This window comes from Collinsella sp. CLA-ER-H10, from assembly GCF_040092475.1.
GTDB lineage: Bacteria > Actinomycetota > Coriobacteriia > Coriobacteriales > Coriobacteriaceae > Collinsella.
This window is the reverse complement of sequence record NZ_JBBNLM010000014.1, coordinates 40,653-58,096: the sequence shown is the minus strand read 5'-3', so window position 1 is coordinate 58,096 and position 17,444 is coordinate 40,653. Positions and strand designations below refer to the sequence as shown.

The 17,444-nt window shown below is 60.0% G+C and carries 12 protein-coding genes and 3 tRNA genes; 8 read left to right on the top strand and 7 right to left on the bottom strand.

The window, feature by feature from the left end; genetic code table 11:
• Positions 1–33: 33 nt before the first annotated feature.
• On the bottom strand, positions 34–519 hold the full coding sequence (locus AAAX36_RS07025) for a CarD family transcriptional regulator (protein ID WP_022094807.1): 486 nt from the start codon (positions 517–519) through the stop codon (positions 34–36).
• Positions 520–861: 342 nt separating this feature from the next.
• Here AAAX36_RS07025 and argS point away from each other — a divergent pair, with 342 nt between their 5' ends.
• The 4 genes from argS to AAAX36_RS07005 all read left to right on the top strand — a co-directional run bounded on the left by argS (position 862) and on the right by AAAX36_RS07005 (position 8,233).
• Complete coding sequence (gene argS, locus AAAX36_RS07020; RefSeq protein WP_118065045.1) at positions 862–2,715, top strand: arginine--tRNA ligase; 1,854 nt, start codon at positions 862–864, stop codon at positions 2,713–2,715.
• A 791-nt stretch (positions 2,716–3,506) separates the two neighbouring features.
• On the top strand, positions 3,507–6,062 hold the full coding sequence (rho, locus tag AAAX36_RS07015) for a transcription termination factor Rho (protein ID WP_349074842.1): 2,556 nt from the start codon (positions 3,507–3,509) through the stop codon (positions 6,060–6,062).
• Positions 6,063–6,375: 313 nt separating this feature from the next.
• Complete coding sequence (locus AAAX36_RS07010; RefSeq protein ID WP_349074841.1) at positions 6,376–7,776, top strand: hypothetical protein; 1,401 nt, start codon at positions 6,376–6,378, stop codon at positions 7,774–7,776.
• Positions 7,777–7,783: 7 nt separating this feature from the next.
• A complete protein-coding gene (locus tag AAAX36_RS07005) occupies positions 7,784–8,233 on the top strand; it encodes a VanZ family protein (protein ID WP_349074839.1) in 450 nt (149 codons plus the stop codon).
• Between the two features lie 114 nt (positions 8,234–8,347).
• Here AAAX36_RS07005 and AAAX36_RS07000 read toward each other — a convergent pair whose 3' ends face one another.
• On the bottom strand, positions 8,348–9,238 hold the full coding sequence (locus AAAX36_RS07000; protein ID WP_196022784.1) for an ROK family protein: 891 nt from the start codon (positions 9,236–9,238) through the stop codon (positions 8,348–8,350).
• Positions 9,239–9,373: 135 nt separating this feature from the next.
• Complete coding sequence (locus tag AAAX36_RS06995) at positions 9,374–10,555, bottom strand: aminotransferase class I/II-fold pyridoxal phosphate-dependent enzyme (protein ID WP_215673607.1); 1,182 nt, start codon at positions 10,553–10,555, stop codon at positions 9,374–9,376.
• A gap of 166 nt (positions 10,556–10,721) precedes the next feature.
• Here AAAX36_RS06995 and AAAX36_RS06990 point away from each other — a divergent pair.
• From AAAX36_RS06990 to AAAX36_RS06980, 3 genes are all read left to right on the top strand, one after another.
• Positions 10,722–10,798: transfer RNA gene (locus AAAX36_RS06990), tRNA-His, on the top strand.
• Positions 10,799–10,820: 22 nt separating this feature from the next.
• Positions 10,821–10,896, top strand: a tRNA-Lys gene (locus AAAX36_RS06985).
• Positions 10,897–10,939: 43 nt separating this feature from the next.
• Positions 10,940–11,012 (top strand) — tRNA-Lys (locus AAAX36_RS06980).
• 87 nt (positions 11,013–11,099) lie between these two features.
• Here the strand turns inward: AAAX36_RS06980 and dinD are convergent.
• The 4 genes from dinD to AAAX36_RS06960 all read right to left on the bottom strand — a co-directional run bounded on the left by dinD (position 11,100) and on the right by AAAX36_RS06960 (position 15,661).
• Positions 11,100–11,960, bottom strand: coding sequence for a DNA damage-inducible protein D (gene dinD, locus AAAX36_RS06975; protein ID WP_349074837.1), 861 nt, complete (start codon positions 11,958–11,960; stop codon positions 11,100–11,102).
• A 160-nt stretch (positions 11,961–12,120) separates the two neighbouring features.
• Positions 12,121–13,647 carry an FAD-binding protein gene (locus tag AAAX36_RS06970; RefSeq protein WP_349074835.1) on the bottom strand — a complete coding sequence of 509 codons (1,527 nt, stop codon included), beginning with the start codon at positions 13,645–13,647 and terminating at the stop codon, positions 12,121–12,123.
• Between the two features lie 256 nt (positions 13,648–13,903).
• Complete coding sequence (locus AAAX36_RS06965) at positions 13,904–14,908, bottom strand: GGGtGRT protein (RefSeq protein WP_006235553.1); 1,005 nt, start codon at positions 14,906–14,908, stop codon at positions 13,904–13,906.
• A gap of 18 nt (positions 14,909–14,926) precedes the next feature.
• Complete coding sequence (locus AAAX36_RS06960) at positions 14,927–15,661, bottom strand: nitrogen-fixing protein NifU (RefSeq protein ID WP_006235554.1); 735 nt, start codon at positions 15,659–15,661, stop codon at positions 14,927–14,929.
• A 403-nt stretch (positions 15,662–16,064) separates the two neighbouring features.
• Here AAAX36_RS06960 and AAAX36_RS06955 point away from each other — a divergent pair, with 403 nt between their 5' ends.
• Positions 16,065–16,877, top strand: a complete 813-nt coding sequence (locus AAAX36_RS06955; protein WP_349074833.1) for a transposase — start codon at positions 16,065–16,067, stop codon at positions 16,875–16,877.
• Positions 16,878–17,444 lie beyond the last annotated feature (567 nt).

Sequence of the window (17,444 nt, the reverse complement as noted above, 5' to 3'; positions counted from 1 at the left end):
GTTCACTGTCCCCTTTGTGGTGGTTTTGGCAGGTTAGTTGAGGGCGGCTTGGGCTAGGCGGGCTTCAGCGTCCTCCTCGGTGACGCCCAGGGCCACGGCGAACTCCTCGATGGAGCGGCGCTTGGCTTCCTTGAGTACGCGCATGTAGTAAGAGCTGGGCTTTTTATCTGCTTCCTCGGCCTGGCGAATACGGTGCATCATGGTTTTTGCCACGCGGACCGTCTCGGGCGCACCCAGCTTGAGCTGTTGCTTAAAGTGCGTCTCCTCGAGTGAGCTGTTGCGCTCGGTAAAGGTGTCGCACTCCAGCTCGTCGTAGTGGCTCAGCAGGTGCTCGGCATCTTGCTGGGAGATGGCGGCATGCAGACGGTCGGCCTGCGCCACGGGGTACATGAGAATCGTCTGTGCATGTCCCTGCTTGGTCTCGAGCAACAACATGGGCTGCGGCGTGTCGTCCCTAAAACCGACGACGGTGCAGACTCCCTGACCCGGATGAATGACGTGTTGACCGATTGAGAACATGCTACCTCCAACTTATACGAATTTACGTATGTTAAGAATACCACGCTGACGTGCGCAAACCATCACTTTATGCAGGAAAAGCACACAACTCCGATAGGTTAGAGTATTCGATAAATAGAACCACTTATTCATACGTTTATGCATTTCCAGAACGTGTATAAACTGCAGGCAAACCGCCAACTTTGTAACGCCGTGCAAGAGCAGTAGTCATTTTTGTGCATATGCAATATCTATGAGCTTTACCCTGCAACAGTAGCTGCCGCTTGTGATAGAGTGCTACAAACTCTGGCTTTTGCCCTACGAGTGACCAAGAGCTCGGGGGCTTTAACACAAGGAGGACCTATGCCCGAGAAGATTGAAGAGCTGGTACGCGCTGCGCTTGCTGCGGCCCAGGAGGCCGGCGACCTTTCCGCATTTGAACTTGACGATTGCGCCATCGAGCGACCGGCTGACACTTCTCATGGCGAGTGGACCTCCACCATGGCCCTGAAGTCCGCCAAGCTGGCTCACTGCGCCCCGCGCAAGATCGCAGAGGCCGTTGTTGCCCATATGCCCGAGGACCCCGCGATCGAGAAGGTCGAGATCGCCGGCCCCGGCTTCATCAACTTCTACCTCTCGGTTGCCGTCAAGAACGCCATCTTCGGCGAGGCCCGCGAGAAGGGCATGGACTTCGCTAAGTCCAACGTCGGTGGCGGCCTGAAGACCCAGGTCGAGTTCGTTTCCGCCAACCCCGTCGGCCCCATGCACATCGGTCACGGCCGCTGGGCCGCGCTGGGCGACTCCCTCTGCCGTGTTATGGACCACGCCGGTTACGACATCCAGCGTGAGTTTTACATCAACGACCACGGCTCGCAAATGAACACCTTCGGCAACTCCATCAGCACGCGCTATATGCAGCTTGCCGACATCATCGCCAAGCAGGGCGTGGATATCGACGAGGCTCACAAGCTGCTGATCGCCGACCGTGACGCCTTCGTTGCCGATGAGAATGACGAGCACCCCGAGACCCATCCGTACCAGGACAACTTTGCCGAGACTCTGGGCAAGGACTCTTACGGCGGCGATTACATCATCGACGAGGCCGCCGAGTTCTGGCGCACCGACGGCGACAAGTGGGTCGAGGCCGATCCGCAGGAGCGCATGGAGAGCTTCCGTGAGCGCGGCTATGTGAAGATGGTCGACAACATGCGCGACCTCTGCCACGCCGTCAATTGCGACTTCGACCGCTGGTTCTCCGAGCGCTCGCTGTATGTGAAGGACACCGAGGGCGAGACCGCCGGCACCTCCGCCGTCGACCGCGCTTTCGAGAAGCTCGACAAGATGGGCTACCTCTACACTAAGGACGGCGCCCTGTGGTTCCGTTCCACCGATCTGGGCGACGACAAGGACCGCGTCCTGATCAAGTCCGACGGCGAGTACACCTATTTCGCCTCCGACGTTGCCTATCACTGGGATAAGTTCCAGCGCGTTGACCACGTCATCGACATCTGGGGCGCCGACCACCACGGCTACATCGAGCGCGTCCGCTGCGTCTGCGATGCCTTGGGTTACCCCGGCAAGTTCGAGGTTCTGCTGGGCCAGCTCGTCAACCTGCTGCGTAACGGCAAGCCCGTCCGTATGTCCAAGCGCAAGGGCACCATGGTGACCCTGCAGGAGCTCGTCGACGAGGTCGGTTCCGACGCCGCTCGCTACACGCTCATCTCCAAGAGCTCCAACCAGATGGTCGACTTCGACATCGAGGCCGTTAAGAAACGCGACAACTCCAACCCGGTGTACTACGTGCAGTACGCTCACGCTCGCGTGTGCTCCATTCTGCGCCGTGCCGCTGACGTTACGCCCGAGCAGGCTGATGAGATGGGCATGAAGGCCGTCGCCGCCAAGGCCATCGGTGAGAATGTCGATTACTCGCTGCTGACCGACCCGACCGAGCTCGCCCTTTCGCGTAAGCTCAACGAGCTCACCGACCTCATCGCCAGCTGCGCTCGCGACCGCGCCCCGTTCCGTCTGACGCACTTTGCCGAGGAGCTCGCCGGCGACTTCCACAGCTTCTACGCTGCCTGCCAGGTCCTGCCGAGCGAGGGCCGTCCCGTCGACCCCGAGCTTTCGCGCGCCCGTCTGGCCGCTTGCGACGCCGTCCGCGTGACGCTCGCTCTGGTTCTCACCCTCGTTGGTGTCTCCGCTCCCGAGCAGATGTAATCTACGGGTCCTTTGACCGTGAAGGTTCGGCTTTGCTGAGCCCTATAAGCCCGATCTCCATGCGGAGGTCGGGCTTTTTGCGTTTGTCGGGGCTTTTTGGCGTGTTGGAAAATGCTACAAAAACGCAACTATACCGGTTTACGGGGCTGAATCGCTGCCTGGCGAACATAGCGATAGCAGTGAAAATAAAACCGCAGGTAGACGGTTTATTGTTTCTTGAAAATGCAGGGTATGGTTGGCTTACATCATTCTGGCCCCGTAATCCGGCATAGTTTTGAAAATTGCCCCTTGGGGACGGAGGAAAATGGATCATTTTTGTCTCGAGGAAGGGTGAAGCGATACCGCCCGCCACAAATCGCACCCATCTCCTACATTTGGACGCATATCCCGAAGCATGCCGAAAAGTACGATATTAAAACCGCAGGTAGCAGACTCGTTGTTTTTGAAAAAAACAAGGGTATGGTCAGGGACCCGGGGGTAAACGTAGTAGATGGGCACATTTCGTGGCGTGTCTATTCCAGATGCCACAGTTTCACTCCTCTGGCGCGACGTTTCAAGGCGCTTTTGAGGAGGAGTGCCCCTTTTGACTAGTCGTTTAAGAGCGTTCCCAATGACTAAGTTGCAGGTGGTTGCGGTTGTGTTACACTAAAGCTGCGTATATGACGCAATCATCTCGATACAGATCAATGATGTCCGTCGGTATTTGACGGAACTAGACTGTTTAGCCGCCCTGAAGGTTTATGCAGGGAGCATGTGATCACAGGGCTTGAAAAGAAAGTTGAGCAAACACTGTGTCTGATCAACAGCAAGAAAACGAAATAACGACGACGCAAGCCGCTCCCGCTGCACCGGTTGCGTTGGACCAGGTCGCGGCGCCCGCGCAAGCCTCGGCTCCTGAGACGCCTAAGGCTGCTTCGACGCCTACGCCTTCAGCGGCTGAGAAGGCCGTGCCTGCAACTGGTGAGGAGGCTGCTCCGGCAAAGCCCAAGCGTACGCGCCGCACGGCCAAGTCTGCTGCTGACGGCGAGGAGGTCACCAAGCCCAAGCGCCGTACCACGCGCACGACGCGCGTCAAGCGCACCGTTGCAGCTGACTCCTCGGAGCCGATTTCCGATGAGGTCGCGCAGGCGCGTGCGTTGGCGCAGATTAGCGAGGCTCAGGTGGTGCGCGCCCGCCGTCGTGCTGCCGAGCGCGAGGCCGCGGCTCTGACCGAGCTTGCAGCTCCGTCTGCGCCCGAGACACCTGCCGCCGACCAGCCGACCGAGAAGCCGGCACCGCGCACACGCCGTCGCACGGCTGCTAAGGCCGAGCAGGTTGCCGATCAGGTAACCCTCGAGCTCACCGAGGCTTCGGTTCGTTCCGCGGCAGGGGAGGGCGCATCGCCTGCTGAGTCCGCTGCGCCTGTCGAGGCCAGCGAAGTTCCCGTTGTCGATCCGGCTTTGCGCCCGCACCGTCGCGGTCGCAAGCCCAAGGCCTTCGTCGAGGCAGAGAAGGCCGCAGCCGCAGCTGCAGCCGCTCGGGATGCTGCGGCGACCGCCGAGTCTGCAACCGCTGCCGATGCACCCGTCCAGGATGCTACGACTTCCGAGGCCGCTCCCGCCGATGTCGAGCCCGCCGACGTCCGTCCTGGTCGCAGCCATCGTACTGCTGCTAAGCGCACGTCCAAGGCCAAGACTGCCAAGAAGGGTGCGTCCGAGGATTCCGCCGAGACGACCGCCGATGCATCGACTGATGCCGCCGAGCCCCAAGACGTCGAACAGTCTGCGTCCGAGAAGCCCAAGCGCGGTCGTAAGAAGTCCGCTAAGGCCAAGGCGTCCGAGCAGCAGGCCGAGGCCGAGCTGCAGGGCGATTCCAAGGCCGAGGCCAGCGATGATACTGCGGCTAACGCCGATGCCGCCGCAACCGATGGCGCCGCGCCCGCCGAGGCCGAAGACGGCGCTCGCCCCAACCGTCGCCAGCACAAGCGCAACGACGAGCGCAATGAGCGCAAGGACGAGCGCAACAACGACCGCCGCAACCGTCAGCGCGATCGTAAACAGCGCAACAAGGAGCGTAATGCCGCTCCCACCGAGCCCACGCTTTCGCGCGAGGAACTCGCGGCCATGAAGGTCGCCGAGCTGCGCGAGAAGGCCAAGGAGTTCGAGATCGAGACGACCGGCAAGAAGAAGGCCGAGCTCGTCGAGGAGATCTACACCACTGCCGCGAAGGCCGAGGGCTTCCGCGATATCAAGGGCATCCTGCAGATTCGTCCGGACAGCTCCGGTATCATCCATGCCCATGGCTACATGAAGTCTAACGACGACGCCTTCGTGCCCGCCTACCTCATCCGCTCCGCGCGTCTGCGCACGGGCGACGTCATCGAGGGCTCGCTTCGTCCTTCGCGCGGCGGCGACAAGCGCGCCGGCCTCGCCAAAATCACGACCGTCAACGGTCTAGACCCCGAGCAGATTTGCAACCGCCCCAAGTTCGGTGACCTCACCCCGGTCTATCCCAACGAGCCGCTGCGCATGGAGCATGGCAAGGACTCCATTACCGGTCGCGCCATCGACATCGTGTCGCCGATCGGCAAGGGTCAGCGTGGCCTGATCGTGTCCCCGCCCAAGGCCGGCAAGACCACAATCCTCAAGAAGATCTGCCAGTCTATCTCGATTAACAACCCCGAGGTGCACCTCATCTGCCTGCTCGTCGACGAGCGCCCCGAAGAGGTTACCGATATGCAGCGTTCCATCAAGGGCGAGGTTGTGGCGTCGACCTTCGATATGCCCGCCGACAACCACACTCGCGTGGCAGAGCTCGTCATCGAGCGCGCCAAGCGCATCGTGGAGCTGGGCGGCGATGTCGTGGTGGTGCTCGACTCCATCACGCGTCTTGCCCGCGCCTACAACTTGGCGGCGCCCGCCTCAGGCCGCATCCTTTCGGGCGGCGTCGATTCGGCGGCCCTGTATCCGCCCAAGCGCTTCCTGGGCGCAGCCCGTAATATCGAGAACGGTGGCTCGCTCACCATCCTGGCCTCTGCCCTCATCGACACCGGTTCCAAGATGGACGAGGTCATCTTTGAGGAGTTCAAGGGCACCGGCAACATGGAGCTTAAGCTCGACCGCGACCTAGCCGATCGCCGCATCTTCCCGGCTATCGACCCCGTTGCCTCCGGTACGCGTAACGAGGACCTGTTGGTCGACGAGCAGATGCGTCCGTTTGTCTTTGGTCTACGTCGCATTCTTGCCGGCATGAACAACACCGAGCGCGCGGCCGCATCGTTTATCAAGGGTCTAAAGGGCACCAACACCAACCAGGAGTTCCTGGTGCGTTCGGCCAAAAAGCACAGCGACTACGAGCAGACGCTCTAGGTTGTAATCCACACGCAGCGTTAATCATCAATGCGATAAAGGGTCGGGGCTTTGAGCCTCGGCCCTTTTCTATATCGCCGCTTCGCACTTATTTTTGACCATAAGACTTGCAAGCAGCAGGTTTCCCGTTTCAATCCGACATCGTCGCTTGCAATCGATAGGGCGGTTTCGCATAATAGCTTTTAAGCTTCGCGACGGAAAACGCAGATGAAACGAACCATATACCGTTGCTTTGGGGCATAGCCCCGCTTCATCTTCTCTCGCGCAGCCAACTGAATGATGCGATTTGGGTGCTGGAAGATGGGGAGAGCTCATGGCTTCTTCTGATGCAACACAACGAGCAGTCCTTGCCGGACTTTCGTGCGGGATCGGCCTTGCCGCTCCCGTGGTTATGTATGCCGCGACGCTGCCGTTTTCGTCTGTGAACGAGACGGTCGTGGCGGGTGCGGTTCCCTTCGCCGTGGGCGCAGTGGCGGGCGTGGGTATCTATGCCGCCTCGCTGGGTATCTCCGAGTACCGTGCGCAGCGTGAAGAGCGTCTGTTCCAGCCCGATGCCATGGGCGGTGCCGCCAATCTCAATCAGCATCAAAGCGAGTTCAAGACCGCCTCGATTCCAGCTCAGCAGCAGGATGCGACTCCTTACGCTGCGGCTTCTGCTTCTCAGGCTCAGGCGGAGCAGTCTACCTCGGCATTCCTTTCCGGCCTGACTGGTGCGTTCCAGCGCCGTCATGCCGATGATGGTGTCCCTACCATCGCTCGAGCCGCAGATGCTATGGACGAGGCCGAGGCTTGGTCCATGATCGACAGTATGCTCGACGACGATTCGCCGGTGAGCTGCGACCCTGCACACTCGCGCGACGTCTATCAAGTCGCCATCGACGAGCTCACCAACGGCGGGCAGACCGGCTCCTTCAATCGCGACGACATCGCCGCCGCGGCGCGTGCCGTATCGGGCTCCCAGGCCGCCCCTGCGGGCAGCACGGCGGCTTTCGTGGCACTCGTTGCCAACGCGGCATCCAATAACGCCTACAGCGCTACCTCGTCGGACGCGAACGCTTTTGCCGATAATTCGTACGTTGATGAAGCCATGACCGCGGACGAGGAGGCCGTTGCCGCCCGCCGTGCCGCCGAGAGCTCGCTTTGGGGCGCTCCTGCCCAGCAGCAGGCGGCTGAGGCTGCGCCGTACAATGCAAACCTCGCCAGCATGCCTATCATCTCCGGTGCCACGGACATCGATCTCGATGACCTCGATGAGCCTGCAGCCATCACCGCATCGATTGATGCCCAAGATCGCATCGACACCGGAGACCTTCCGGACGCCTCGCTCGAGGTTGATGTTCCCATGGCCGATTACTCGGGCCACGAGGACATGTGGGCCGCCGCCACCGCGATTCTGGATGAGATTGACGAGCCCGCTCCTGTTGCAGCGCCCGCTCCCGTCGCTGCCCCTCAGCCTGCTGCCCCCGCCTATGTCGGCCGTCACAGCGCTGTGTTCCCCGAGGATACCGCCCGCATCTCGCGCGAGAGTATCGAGCGGGCCGAGGCTATTGCCGCCGGCATTATGGAAAATCGTCGTCACGAGCGCGTCAATCAGATCCTCGAGGAAGAGATCGAGCGCCTGCAGTCCTCCACAGCCAAGCGTACGGGCCGTGCCTATCTGAGCGTTATCGAGGGCGGTACCGCCAGCTTCGCGCCGCTCCGCGCGGAGGCATAACTTCTGCATGGTTAAGATTAATCGAAAATGGGCGGTCGCGACCTGCCTGATGGCGCTCTTGATCTGGGGCAATTCGCTGGTTCCCGGCTCGGGGTCGGGCTCGCTGAGCCTAACGGTCATGGAAGCTATCCGCTGTTTCCTGCACGGCGTGGGACTTCCATATGAATGGGTGACCAACTTTGTTGTTCGCAAGTGCGCGCATTTTACCGAGTATATGGTGCTCGGCATTCTGGCAACGCACGCCTTTGATTTTGAGGGCCGGCGCACCTTTGACGTGCTGCTGCCCACGGCGGTGTTCCTGCTGCTGATTCCCTCGATCGACGAGACGATTCAGCTCTTTGTGCCGGGACGCGCCGGCATGATCACCGATGTGATGATTGACTGCTGTGGAGCGGCAACGGGCGTTGTGCTCCGATATCTCTTACAGTCGCTGATGTACGCCAAAAAGGCCGCCTAGGACGTATTGTTTGGTCCTAGGCGGCCTTTTTTATTTGAGGGCTTATATGGGGCGTAGTGGCGTCGTTCCGTAGGTTGGATTTGCCGAGCGCGCCACGCCCTGTGGGTGCGTCTGCTACTGAAGCGCCTGTGCGCCCAGGGCCAGGCAGCCCATGATGCCCTGCTTGCCCTCGAGGCTGTTGTTGACAATGTAGGTGTCGATATCGTTGACCTCGGGCGTGACGATGTAGCTGTTGAGCATCTCGGCGCACTTTTTGCGGGCGAGCGGCACGATAGGGGTGTGATCGGCAACGCCACCGCCGATGATGATCTTCTGCGGGGCATAGCACAGCGTGTAGGTCATGAGTGCCTGTGCCAGATAGCCCGCGAGCAGATCCATGGCCTCCGGGTCATCGGCCATGTCTCCGGCACTCTTGCCATTCCAGCGCTTTTTAACGCCGGGGCCTGCGATGAGGCCCTCGAGGCAGTTGTCGTGGAAGGGGCAGGCGCTATGCTCGCCGATGGTGTCGCGCGGGTCGCGCGTGACCAGGATATGGCCGGCCTCGGGATGCATCATGCCGTGTACGAGCTTGCCGCCCGATAGCACGCCGGCGCCCACGCCGGTGCCGATGGTCAGGTAGATCACGTCTGTGAGGCCCTGGGCGCAACCAAAGGTGACCTCGCCCAGGCAGGCGACGTTGACGTCGGTGTCGTAGCCGCAGGGAATATTGAGCTCGTTTTGAATGGTGCCCAGCAGATCGAAGTAGCGCCATGCCGTCTTGGGGGTCTCCAAGATCTTGCCGTACTGGGGTGAGGCGGGGTTGACCGCGGTGGGGCCAAAGGCGCCGATTCCGAGCGCGGCGATGCCCTTGTTCGCAAACCACGCGTTGACGGCCTCAACGGTCTCCTGCGGGGTCGTGGTCGCGATCTGCTCACGTTCCAGGACCGTACCGTCTGCATAGCCCGTGGCGCAGACCATCTTGGTGCCGCCGGCCTCGAGCGCTCCGATAAGCTGCTGCTCTGCCATAGTATTCCTCTCTGGGACGAGTTGCTCCGTGACTAAAGTATAGTGCGCTAAACCATTTAAGAAAGCGCTATAAAAAGAAGCCCCGCAACTCGGCGGTGCGGGGCTTCTTTGGTTGTTTTAGTTGCCGGGCCGTCCTTACCCGCGCGGCTTGATTTTATCACGTAGCGATTTGAGGTTCTCCAGCGCCGCGTTGAGCGTCTCGTCACGCTTGGCAAAGTGGAAACGGATCAGATGGTTGACGGGCTCGCGGAAGAAGCTCGAGCCGGGCACAGCGCCCACGCCCACCTTTGAGGCCAGGTCCTCGCAGAACTCGAGGTCGCTGTCGTAGCCAAACTCCGAGATATCCATCATCACATAGTAGGCGCCCTGCGGCACGTTGTGCTCAAGACCGAGACTGTCGAGCCCCTGGCAGAACAGGTCGCGCTTGGCGGTATAGTGGTCAAGGACCTCATCGTAATAGCTGTCGTCGAAGTTGAGGGCGGTGACGACGGCTTCCTGCAGGGGAGCGGCGGCACCCACGGTGAGGAAGTCGTGGACCTTCTTGATGCGCTCGGTGATTTCGGCAGGGGCGATGGTGTACCCCAGGCGCCAGCCGGTGATGGAGTACGTCTTGGACAGCGAGCTGCAACTGATGGTTCGTTCGAACATGCCGGGCAGCGTGGCCATATAGACGTGCTCGTGGGGCGCGTAGACGATGTGCTCGTATACCTCGTCGGTGATGCAGTAGGCGTCGTACTTTTTGCAGAGGTCGGCGATAAAGGTGAGCTCCTCGCGCGTAAAGACCTTGCCACAGGGGTTGGACGGGTTGCACAGGACGATCGCCTTGGGATCGTTGTCGCGGAAGGCCGCCTCAAGCACCTCACGGTCAAAGTCGAACGCAGGCGGGTTGAGCGGCACGTAGATGGGCTCGGCACCCGAAAGGATCGTGTCGGCGCCGTAGTTCTCATAGAACGGCGAGAAGATGACGACCTTGTCGCCGGGGTTCGTGACCGTCATCATGGCGGCCATCATGGCCTCGGTGGAGCCGCAGGTGACTACGATATTCTCGTTGGGGTTCACCGGCATGCCCATAAAGTGCTCCTGTTTGGCGGCGAGCGCCTCGCGCATGGCCTGGGAGCCCCAGGTGATGGAGTACTGGTGATAGAGCGGCTTGGGGTCGCTGGCGATGGCGCTGAGGCTATCGAGCAGCTGCGCCGGGGGATCGAAGTCGGGGAAGCCCTGCGAGAGATTGACAGCGCCGTACTTATTGGAGATGCGTGTCATGCGGCGGATGACCGAATCGGTAAATCTTGCCGTGCGGTTGGAGAGTTCTTTCATGACGGTCCTTTCGAGGATTTGCAGTGGGGCAAGTTTACTCCTATGAAACCGGTGGGATTTGCTCGAAATGGTCTCGAAAAACTCTTTTCAAAATTCTTGAAAATTGGGGCTTGCATCGCGTGGCGTTCCTTGCAATAATAGTCGAGCGCGAAGCGCACAGGACACGGTGGGTGTAGCTCAGTTGGCTAGAGCGACGGGTTGTGGTCCCGTAGGTCGAGGGTTCGAGTCCCTTTACCCACCCCAGTTCTTGCTTTGTGTTGATATCGGGTCGTTAGCTCAGTTGGTAGAGCAGGGGACTCTTAATCCCAAGGTCCAGGGTTCGACCCCCTGACGGCCCACCACACGATATCTCCTCTAAAGTCCGCCATAACGGACTTTAGCTTTGGGTCGTTAGCTCAGTTGGTAGAGCAGGGGACTCTTAATCCCAAGGTCCAGGGTTCGACCCCCTGACGGCCCACCCAAAGATTGTTAAAGCGACTGGCTTAGGCTGGTCGCTTTTTTGTTGACCTCGCATTGGGTCGAACCCGAAGGGGTGCGGCCGCTTTCACAGATCGAGCCTACCCTGGGGATCGGTAAAACCGTCAGTACCCTCCTTGAGTTTCTTCTCGTCTGCCTTCACACGACGCTCGAGCTTTTTTGTATCCTCGGCAGGCGGTAGGTTCTCGGGGACAATTCCGCGGTCGATGAGGCTGCCACGCACGCTTGTGTTGTTCTCGACGTGCTCTTGCTTGATCTGGTCCAGACCGTACAGGTCGTGTTCCTCGGCGTTGAAGGCCGTCATCGAGTTCGTAAGGTCCTTTGCTTTGATGAGGACATCGGCTAACCTGTCCGCCAATGCCGCGCTCTTGGGTACGCCGAGCTGCTGCTTCATTTCCGCCGTGCTCCTGCCGCCGAATAACGCTTCATCGCCCTTCGACTTGATGATCGCGAATCCTTTGGAGTCTACGCCGCGTTTGAACGCAATACCCGAGAGATGTTTCTCTGAATCGGATAGCGAGTGGCGCGCCTGCAAGCGCTGAATCTCTGCGAAGCGCTGCTCTATGAGCTCTTGGCGGCGCGTCTGCACGGCAAAGTATGCCTGTGCGAGCGCGATCTCCGGCTTGTTTGGATCTCCGTTTTGGGCGATTAAATAGCATGCGTAGCGCGTAAGTTTGTAGTCTTTGACCGCGCGAGCGGCGACACCGGCAGTTACCATTTTCGTGGTGTCACGAAAATGGGAATCAACTGGAGTTTTGTTTGTTTTGCACGAGACTTTTGCCCTCTTAACAACTTCGGCGAAGTTCTCCCATCGAGTGTACCCCATGGGTTCCATTAAATCGCGTGCGAGCCAATATTCAACGCCGTCTTCCACATTGGCGTAGCTACCAAGTTCGACACGCCACTTCTCGATATCCCTACTGTCCATATCTCCTCCTCGCTGGTCTATTGTCTATGCGGGCTTTGCCCACTCTGTATTCAGAATAAGGATACGCTGCCGTGCGGACACGAATGGGCCCTGCGCCACTTCGAGCTCGCGGGGCCCATAGATATCGATTAGTTGTGTTCTGCTTTAGATAGGTGTCAGTTTAATTCGCTCGATAGTGCGAACCCAGGCTTTCGGTTCGCTTGCGCATGGCTTTGATCATCTCCATCGACAGCTGAATCTGCGACTGTAGGCGGGCGAGGGCTGCGATCTCGCGGTCATCGGCATGCGGCTTGCTCAGCGCCATGGCCTTGTCTTGCAGGCTTTCAAGCTGTTGCAGAGCCTCGGATAGGCCCGTCTCGGTTCGGTTGATCATGCAATAGGTGCTCATCGTGTGCTTAAGGCCGTGTGTCAGGCGTTCAGCATCAGTTGTGGCAATGCCGTAGTGGGGGAGGTCGATATCCGCCTTCGGGGCCACCTCAGGTGCATTCTGCGCTGCAAGGGCTGCCGATGCGCCCGCGATGCGTCCGAACACGATGCCGTTGGCGCTTGACAAGCCACCAATGCGGTCGGCGCCGTGCATGCCGCCTGTCGCCTCGCCGCAAGCGTAGAGGCCCTCAACGCCTGTGTGCGCGGTCTTATCGATCTTGATACCGCCGTTGGCAGCGTGGGCATACATCGCAACGCGCATCTCGTCAGTCGGGGCGATGCCGTGCTCGTCTTGCAGCCAGGTGGCAAAGGTCTGCACAAACTCTGGGATATCCTCGCGGGGGAAGTCGTAGTGGAGTGCCAGGCCTTCGGCACCTGCCTGATCAATGACGAGATCGATAGCGCGGGAGGCCAAGCGTGACGTGAAGGGACCATATCCAGAGCGCTGCTCGAGCAGGTCGTCCAGCTTGTCGTCGGCAATATCTACCGGCTGGTCTACATGCACGTAGCGCCAGGTCTTCTCGTTAAAGACAAGGTTGCGCTTGGGCTCAATGAAGCCGGGCATCATTTGCATGAACTCTATATTAGTGAGCGTTGCGCCGTGTGCCAGCGCGATGGCCTGCGAGGAGCTGAGCACGTCGGCGGAAGTGAGGCTTCGCTCGAACAGGCCACCCGTGCCGCCCGCAGCGATGATGGTGGCCTTGGCTGCCATAGGTACGAGATGCTTGTTTGTGCGGTCGTAGAGCGTGGCGCCGACAATCTTTCCGGGCGTGTCCTCAATAAGGTCGATAAGCTCGTGGCGGGGAAGCAGGCGAATGCCGAGCGACTCGATCCTGGTCGTCAGAGCGTCCTCAAGGGTCTTGCGGGTGAGGCCGCGCCACATGCGCGTCTTGTGGTCAAAGCAGGGGATAAACTGCTTTTGCTGAGCACTCTCGGCGCTTTGCGGACGCTGAAGCTCAACGCCCAGGTCTTGCTCGAGCCATTCTATTGCATGGGGAATGCCGTGGACAAACGTCTGGACAAGCTCGGGGTCGGCGACGCCGCCACCAACGGTCTGAATGGTGTCGATGAGGTCTTGTTCGTCGTCTTCGTTAACGGGTCCGATAAGCCCCAGGCCCCAGGTTCCGGGGAAGAAGCTCGATCCACTCATAGTCTTGCCGGCGCTTGCCACGGTGACGGTTGCGCCCGTGCGTGCCGCTTCGATGGCGGCGCAAAGGCCCGCAATGCCAGATCCAATTACCAGTACATCAGTCGATTCCATCGGATTCCTTTCTCGTCCGGCGCATTGTCGCACGGGTGATCGGCAATGGGGCCGCAAAGACTCGGCAAATCGGTAAAGGGCAAATATGGCAGGTGGGCGTCATGGACGCTCGGACGCTCCATCTCTTCACATCTCGTATTTCGCCCCAGCTGATATACCGGCATTAGCTACCCTGCGCCAGCGCAAACAAAAAGAGCCGCTACCTCGAAAGGTAGCGGCTCCAAATCTCAACTATATGAGCATCGCGCGGGCGCGATTAGGCCTTGAGGGCCTCCTCGACGGCGACAGCGCAGGCGACGGTGGCACCGACCATGGGGTTGTTGCCCATGCCGATGAGACCCATCATGTCAACGTGCGCAGGCACGGAGGAAGAACCGGCGAACTGGGCGTCGGAGTGCATGCGGCCCATGGTGTCGGTCATGCCGTAAGAGGCAGGGCCGGCGCCCATGTTGTCCGGGTGCAGGGTACGGCCAGTGCCGCCACCAGAAGCGACGGAGAAGTACTTCTTGCCAGCCTCGAGGCGCTCCTTCTTGTAGGTGCCAGCGACGGGGTGCTGGAAGCGCGTGGGGTTGGTGGAGTTACCGGTGATCGAGATGTCGACGTTCTCGTGCCACATGATGGCAACGCCCTCGCGGACGTCGTCGGCGCCGTAGCAGTTGACGGCGGCGCGGGGACCATCGGAGTATGGGATGGTCTCGACGACCTTGAGCTCGCCCGTGAAGTAGTCGAACTGGGTCTTCACGTAGGTGAAGCCGTTGATGCGGGCGATGATCTGAGCAGCGTCCTTGCCCAGACCGTTGAGGATGACGCGCAGCGGCTTCTTGCGAGCCTTGTTGGCGTTCAGAGCCAGGCCGATAGCACCCTCAGCGGCAGCGAAGGACTCGTGACCTGCCAGGAAGGCGAAGCACTCGGTGTCGTCGGAGAGCAGCATAGCGCCCAGGTTGCCGTGGCCCAGACCGACCTTGCGGTCCTCGGCGACGGAGCCGGGAACGGTGAAGGCCTGGATGCCCTCGCCGATGATGGCGGCAGCCTCAGAAGCGGACTTGGCGCCACGCTTGACAGCGAGAGCGCAACCGAGGGTGTAGGCCCACTCGGCGTTCTGGAAGGCGATGGACTGGGTGTTGTTGACGATCTCACGCGGGTTGAAGCCCTTGTCGGTGCAGATCTGCAGAGCTTCCTCGAGGGAGGCGATGCCGTTGTCGGCGAGGCACTTGTTGATCTTGTCAGCGCGGCGCTCGTAACCTTCGAACGTAACAGTCATAGTTATTTCCCTCCCTTTCTACTCGTGAACCGGGAACACGCTGGCGACGGAGTGAGTCTCCTCGTCGGTGCGCGGGTCGATGTACTTGGCAGCGTTCTCCCACTGACCATAGTGGCCCATAGCGCCAGCGATGGCCTCCTCGGGGGTCTTGCCGGCCTTGACGGCGTCGGTGAACTTGCCGAGGTTCAGGAACTCGAATGCGATGATCTCGTTCTTGTCATTGAGAGCCATGCGGGTGACGTAGCCCTGAGCGAGCTCGAGGTAACGAGCGCCCTTGGCCTTGGTGCCGAACATGGTGCCGACCTGAGAGCGAAGGCCCTTGCCGAGGTCGTCGAGGGAGGCGCCCACGGGCAGGCCGCCCTCGGAGAACGCGGTCTGGCTGCGGCCGTAAACGATCTGCAGGAAGATCTCGCGCATAGCAACGTTGATGGCGTCGCAGACGAGGTCGGTGTTGAGGGCCTCGAGGATGGTCTTACCGGGAAGAATCTCGGAAGCCATGGCGGCAGAGTGGGTCATGCCCGAGCAGCCGATGGTCTCAACGAGGGCCTCCTCGATGATGCCGTCCTTGACGTTCAGCGTGAGCTTGCAGGCGCCCTGCTGAGGTGCGCACCAACCCACACCGTGCGTAAGACCGGAGATGTCGGAAATCTCCTTAGCCTGGACCCACTTGCCCTCCTCGGGGATGGGTGCGGGGCCGTGGTATGCACCCTTGGCAACGGGGCACATGTTCTCCACTTCCTGTGAGTACTGCATGCCTCTCCTCTCTATCGTGTTGGCGTCCCGTCTGGGGGCCGTGGCTGGCGATTGCCGGGCGACCCTTCGAAAGGGACATGACATGCAGCCCCTATAATACCGCGAAATGCACGGAATATTCGGCGAACGGCTCAGTTTTCGTAGCGAGAAGTCCGGAAGTTTTAATTGAAACGGTTTAACCCTATGTTCTGTGGTCGTGAACTTCCGTAGAGGGGGTCCGTCTTGGGCAAGCTATTGGTCAGCTCTTGTAAGCATTGCGGGGGTTGACCTGTTGCAACGATGCCGTTCGCCGCCTGATTACTGCCTTTGGCCGCGCGAGTGTATTGTTTTGCGTGAATGTTTTGATGGCACGCTTCAATCGTGCTGTATTGGATGGCAAGCAGATCCCGGCGAAGGGAGCGCCATGCAGCGCGTTTGGAGAACGGTTACCGGCTTTTACTATGTCTGTGCCCGCGGTACGGACAAGCAGTTCATCTTTGAGGGCGATGAAGACCGGTGGGAGTTTTTGGAGCTGATGCGCGAGTGCTGCCGCGAGGAGGGCGTGACGGTCGTTGCGTGGTGCCTTATGAACGACCACGTGGATCTGGTGCTCTCGGATTATGAGGACACGATGAGCGCGGCGATGCACCGACTGCTTTTGACGTACGCTCGTCGGTTCAACAAGCGTACCGGACGCTCCGGGCATCTGTTCCAGAACCGTTTTGACCGGCGCTCGCTCGATACCGACTGGCAGGTGATGGAGGCTATTCGCTCTGTACACGCCGATCCGCAGGAGGTGGGCGTTAGCCTAATCGAGCGTTATCCCTGGAGCAGCTTTCCGGAACATCTACGCGCTTACGACGGTGATGTGGCCGATGCCGCGAGGGGATTTTCTGATCCTTCTTGCGTGCTTGAGCTTTTTGGCTCTGCCGAGGGCTTTATTGCCTATTCGCTTTCGACGCCCGCCGGCAGTGAGTCAGCGCTGTGCGATATGAAAGAGACGGAGTGGGAACGCCACGCCTTTGCCGACAAGATGGCGAAGAGCCTCGGGGTTCCGCTCAATGTGGTTAAAACTGCACCGCCGGCGCAGCGCGATACCGTTATTGTTGGATTGAGCAATGCCGGCTTTACGGTGCGCCAGATTGAGCGGTATACCGGGATTGGCAAAAGTACCGTCTCTCGTATCGTGCGCGCCCGCGCGCGAACGGCGATGCGGGCTGGCGGAAACGTGATGTAAGGTCGCCTGTTCACCGCAGTTGGGGTCGTCCATACGCCGCAACCAGCGTTCAAAAGCTTGGTACGGTAACTGCACTTCTTAATATGCATAGAACAATCGTCATCTTGCATAAAATAACAGCTCAGTCCGGGTTTGCCCGTGCCTACCCCCGTCTGCGCCGTGCAAAAAACGGAGTTTTCAGCATCGTGGTGCTGTCGGCACTGCCGCAATCTTGCAACATACGGGTCCCGAAGCTATTTATGCCTTCCGATCCGCCTCCGAAGCGCATGTATGTGATCCCTGAGACCGCGATGCTTGTTCTAAAACACAATATATATGCGCCTGGAGACGTTGATTAACGCTTTCGATGCGTATACATACAGCTTGGCGTGCTGAATACTCGCAAAAATGCACGTCGCACCCTATGGGACCCGTCTGCGGCAGGCGCGAAGCGAGTCGGAGCTCAGCAGAACGGGGCTTGGCGCATTGCTTGGCGGGCCCGGGGCCCTGCCGCAGGCCTTTGGTGCTGTGGAAAACGCCCGTGTTCGCGTCTGGCCGTGTGGTAAATGACAGACGGGGCGCCGGGCG

Excerpts from the sequence above, each read along its gene's own strand:
- AAAX36_RS06960 (WP_006235554.1), bottom strand. The coding sequence starts at position 15,661 with ATGCAGTACTCACAGGAAGTGGAGAACATGTGCCCCGTTGCCAAGGGT.
- AAAX36_RS07010 (WP_349074841.1), top strand. The coding sequence starts at position 6,376 with ATGGCTTCTTCTGATGCAACACAACGAGCAGTCCTTGCCGGACTTTCG.
- AAAX36_RS06995 (WP_215673607.1), bottom strand. The coding sequence starts at position 10,555 with ATGAAAGAACTCTCCAACCGCACGGCAAGATTTACCGATTCGGTCATC.
- AAAX36_RS07025 (WP_022094807.1), bottom strand. The coding sequence starts at position 519 with ATGTTCTCAATCGGTCAACACGTCATTCATCCGGGTCAGGGAGTCTGC.
- AAAX36_RS07000 (WP_196022784.1), bottom strand. The coding sequence starts at position 9,238 with ATGGCAGAGCAGCAGCTTATCGGAGCGCTCGAGGCCGGCGGCACCAAG.
- AAAX36_RS06970 (WP_349074835.1), bottom strand. The coding sequence starts at position 13,647 with ATGGAATCGACTGATGTACTGGTAATTGGATCTGGCATTGCGGGCCTT.
- argS (WP_118065045.1), top strand. The coding sequence starts at position 862 with ATGCCCGAGAAGATTGAAGAGCTGGTACGCGCTGCGCTTGCTGCGGCC.
- dinD (WP_349074837.1), bottom strand. The coding sequence starts at position 11,960 with ATGGACAGTAGGGATATCGAGAAGTGGCGTGTCGAACTTGGTAGCTAC.
- AAAX36_RS06965 (WP_006235553.1), bottom strand. The coding sequence starts at position 14,908 with ATGACTGTTACGTTCGAAGGTTACGAGCGCCGCGCTGACAAGATCAAC.
- AAAX36_RS06955 (WP_349074833.1), top strand. The coding sequence starts at position 16,065 with ATGCAGCGCGTTTGGAGAACGGTTACCGGCTTTTACTATGTCTGTGCC.
- AAAX36_RS07005 (WP_349074839.1), top strand. The coding sequence starts at position 7,784 with ATGGTTAAGATTAATCGAAAATGGGCGGTCGCGACCTGCCTGATGGCG.